Genomic DNA, 3,625 nt, shown 5'->3' on the forward strand with positions numbered 1-3,625 from the left:
AATTGCTCATTTCTCATTCCTAATTTATAATTCCCCTATGTATTACGGAATTGATTACACTTATCTGATTTTTGCTGTTCCGGCACTTTTGCTTGGACTTTGGGCTAGTGCCGCTGTAAAATCACGCTTTGCTAAATATGACAAGGTTCGCACTAAACGCGGAGTTACTGGCGCACAGGCTGCGGCGATTCTTCTTAAAGCCAACGGAATCACTGATGTCAAAATCGCACATATCCACGGGAATTTGACCGACAATTACAATCCTTCAACAAAAATTCTCAGTCTGAGCGATGCAACCTATTCAAGTTCTTCGATTGCCGCCGTCGGGGTTGCCGCACATGAGACCGGCCATGCGATTCAGCATCATGTCGGCTATTTTCCGCTTAATTTCCGCCGTGCTCTCGTTCCTGTGGCAAATTTCGGTTCCCGCCTTGGACCTCTTCTGGTTCTTGCTGGAATCGGTTTCGGTTATTCGGCACAGGCTGCTCAGTATCTTCCTCTCATGCAGCTTGTCACTGATATCGGGCTTCTTTTGTTTGCCGGTGCAACGCTTTTTTATATTGTCACTCTTCCTGTCGAGTTCGACGCTTCATGGCGGGCGTTAAAAATCCTTAAAGGTGCTGGAGTTTTTGTTGACAAGGAAGAAGTTTCAGGCGCAAGAAACGTCCTTTGGGCAGCCGCGATGACCTATGTTGCCAGCGCGCTGAGTGCAATCGCATCGTTCGTCCGAATCTTAATGATTGCAAACCGAGGGAGAAGAAGACGGTAAAAACTTAGTAATTAGCAATGAGCAGTTAGAAATTAGAAAGGGGAAAGCCTTCCCCTCGCTCCAACCGCTTCGCGTTTTCCGCTACCCCTTCTCCTGGGGCTGTGCCCCAAACCCCGACCATTTACTAGCGAGGATTTAAATTGAAAAGTGAAAATGTAAAAATCAGATTTGCTGTTCCGGATGATGCTGAACAACTTCTTTCTATTTACAAGCCTTATGTTCAGAAAACGGCGATTACTTTTGAGTATGAAGTTCCTTCCCTCGAAGAATTCCGTGCGCGGATTGAGCACACGCTTCAAAAATATCCTTATCTTGTCCTTTGCGAAGGCGAAAAAATCCTGGGCTACGCTTATGCCGGAGCTTTCAAGGAGCGGGCGGCTTATCAGTGGAGCGTTGAGCCGAGCATCTACATTGAAAAATCTTCTCATGGTCATGGCTTCGGTCGTCTTTTGTACGATGCCCTTGAAGTGCAGCTTAAAAAAATGGGAATCAAAAATCTTTACGCTTGTATCGCTTATCCTGAAAAGGACGACGAATACCTCACTTCCAACAGCGTAAATTTCCATGCTCACCTCGGCTTTGAGCGTGTCGGTGAGTTCAGAAAATGCGCGAACAAATTCGGCCGCTGGTACAACATGACCTGGATGGAAAAAATCATCGGGGAACACGAGGAAAAGCCGGAAGAAATAAAAATATGATTTTGAAAAATTTTGGGGCTACGGCTAAAGCCGTCGGCTGTTCCGCCCTTCGCTCACGCTCATTGCTCCGCTCACTGTGTTCGCTACGCAACTTCGGGGCTACATAGCCTAGCCCGTTGTCTTTATGAAATTATTTTTTCCCATTAACAAAACTCAGTTTCAAGGCTTTTTAGATTTGATTCGATGAATTGCCGCAAATTTTCTATTATATTTGATTTTATCCGTTGGTTGTCCTCGGCGTTTTGCTTGTCGAATGATGAAGTAATCGGAATGAAAAGAGTGTGAATGTCTATTTCCAAAGCTTCCGTAATGCGGGAAAGCGTTTTTTCACTCGTCCATGTTTTGCACAACTCTATGTTTTTGATTGTTTCGTCCGAAATCTCAGCTTTTTCTGCAAGCTCAAATTGAGTCATTTTTCTTGCTTTTCTTATACGCTTTAAGTTTTCAGCCAGTCTCAGTTGTATTTCTGAATCTTTCATTCTTTTTGTTTAAAATAAACTTTTAAAAATCTAAATATCTCAATAAGCCACAAATTTTTAAAATAAGGTTGATTATTTGGAAATTTGTATTACAATAAGACATATATAGATAAAAAGAGTGTGTGCATTTGGAAAATGAAATTCCAAATCAAAACTTAACTTATACAGGAGATTTTTATGAAGAACCTGATTAAGATTTTTATCTTGTTTGTGGCCAGTGCCAATTTTTTAACATTTGTTTCTTGCAAATCAGACTCTGATGACGGTGGCGGCGAAAGTATTCCTGTCGTGACAAAAACGCCTGAAACTGGCGGAAAAACTCCCGGCACTCCGAATGTTGAAGGAAAAGATTCCGAAGACACAGAAGAGAATGAAGATTTACCACAAAATGAGGACATAGAGGAGCCTCTTGACGAATCAGACAATATTCCTCTGACCGCCGATGAAGCTACAGGTCTCTACAATGTATATGTAAGTGAATCTGGTAGTAATGATAGTGGACTCGGCACGGCGGATGCACCATTTGCAACTTTGCAAAAAGCAGTCAATGTAATCAAATACAATAACAACGCTGACGGTGATTTCATAATATATGTTGGTGGAACGATCAGAGGCACGACTAATATTTCAGGATTGGCAGCAAAAAGCCTTGTAATAACAGGAAAAAATGAAAATGACTTGGAAAACGGATATGTTGATGTCCTTGACGGAAATCAAGAAGGTTGTACTTTAAATATAAAGACAACTGTTCCCATAACTGTAAAGAATATCAAAATTACAGGCGGAACAAGTATAGAGGGGCGACCCCGTGGAGGCGGTATTTATGTAAGCCCGATTGATGGCGGTGCGAATTTAACTATTGAGAATGGTACTCTTATAAGTGAGAATAGAGCGGTGCGTGGTGCTGGTGCATATTTTAATGGCAATGTTGTTATGAACGGCGGTATAATCACGCGAAACAGCGCAACAGAGTATGGTGGTGGAGTCTATAGTGAGGGAAGTTTCACAATGCAAGGTGGTGCAATCAGAGAAAACTTTGCTAAAAATGGCGGAGGAATTCTGATTGGTTCAACAGCATGTAGTTTTAAGATGAGCGGTGGTTCAATCAGCGAAAATACTGCAACAGATAGTGGTGGTGGTATTATGATAGGGCATATTGATGACTCTGCGATTTTAATTATTGAGGACGCTGCTCTTATAACTGGTAATAAAGCAGAGCGTGGTGGCGGAATTTACTTTTATGGTAATATCGTTATGAACGGCGGGATGATTGCAGAGAACACAGCTTCACTAAATGGTGGTGGTGTCTATAGTCATGGAACTTTCACGATGCATGGTGGCACAATAAGCGGAAATTCTGCAACAAGTAGCGGTGGTGGACTTTTTAATAACGGGCTTCTAACAATGAACGGCGGTACAATTTGCGGAAATCTTGCAAAAAGTTGTGGTGGTGGAGTTCAAGTTAGTTCAACAACCTGCGTTTTTGAAATGAATGGTGGTACAATCAGAGAAAATAACGCAACAGAGAAAGGTGGTGGTATCAGGGCATCCGCATCAAAAGCACTCTGCAATTGAATTCTTAACAAGTATTGTATTTAAAGATTAGGCGAGATGATAAAATAACTTCGGGTAGTAAAAATGACATTGGAGGAAACATTCGAAGAAATCACGGACGACAG

General features: G+C 42.1%; 4 protein-coding genes. 3 read left to right on the forward strand and 1 reads right to left on the reverse strand.

Annotated features, from left to right (window positions below; genetic code table 11):
• Positions 1–37: 37 nt before the first annotated feature.
• Both IJJ71_RS04725 and IJJ71_RS04730 read left to right on the forward strand, forming a co-directional pair.
• Positions 38–769, forward strand: a complete 732-nt coding sequence (locus IJJ71_RS04725) for a zinc metallopeptidase (RefSeq protein WP_296845618.1) — start codon at positions 38–40, stop codon at positions 767–769.
• A gap of 140 nt (positions 770–909) precedes the next feature.
• A complete protein-coding gene (locus IJJ71_RS04730) occupies positions 910–1,467 on the forward strand; it encodes a GNAT family N-acetyltransferase (protein ID WP_296845619.1) in 558 nt (185 codons plus the stop codon).
• A 143-nt stretch (positions 1,468–1,610) separates the two neighbouring features.
• Here IJJ71_RS04730 and IJJ71_RS04735 read toward each other — a convergent pair whose 3' ends face one another.
• Positions 1,611–1,946 carry a helix-turn-helix domain-containing protein gene (locus IJJ71_RS04735; protein ID WP_296845620.1) on the reverse strand — a complete coding sequence of 112 codons (336 nt, stop codon included), beginning with the start codon at positions 1,944–1,946 and terminating at the stop codon, positions 1,611–1,613.
• A gap of 177 nt (positions 1,947–2,123) precedes the next feature.
• Here IJJ71_RS04735 and IJJ71_RS04740 point away from each other — a divergent pair, with 177 nt between their 5' ends.
• The gene (locus tag IJJ71_RS04740) at positions 2,124–3,521 is read left to right on the forward strand and encodes a right-handed parallel beta-helix repeat-containing protein (RefSeq protein ID WP_296845621.1); all 1,398 of its coding nucleotides are present in this window, start codon (positions 2,124–2,126) and stop codon (positions 3,519–3,521) included.
• Positions 3,522–3,625 lie beyond the last annotated feature (104 nt).

The organism is Treponema sp. (assembly GCF_017430385.1).
Taxonomy (GTDB): Bacteria; Spirochaetota; Spirochaetia; order Treponematales; family Treponemataceae; genus Treponema_D.

Excerpts from the sequence above, each read along its gene's own strand:
- IJJ71_RS04725 (WP_296845618.1), top strand. The coding sequence starts at position 38 with ATGTATTACGGAATTGATTACACTTATCTGATTTTTGCTGTTCCGGCA.
- IJJ71_RS04735 (WP_296845620.1), bottom strand. The coding sequence starts at position 1,946 with ATGAAAGATTCAGAAATACAACTGAGACTGGCTGAAAACTTAAAGCGT.
- IJJ71_RS04740 (WP_296845621.1), top strand. The coding sequence starts at position 2,124 with ATGAAGAACCTGATTAAGATTTTTATCTTGTTTGTGGCCAGTGCCAAT.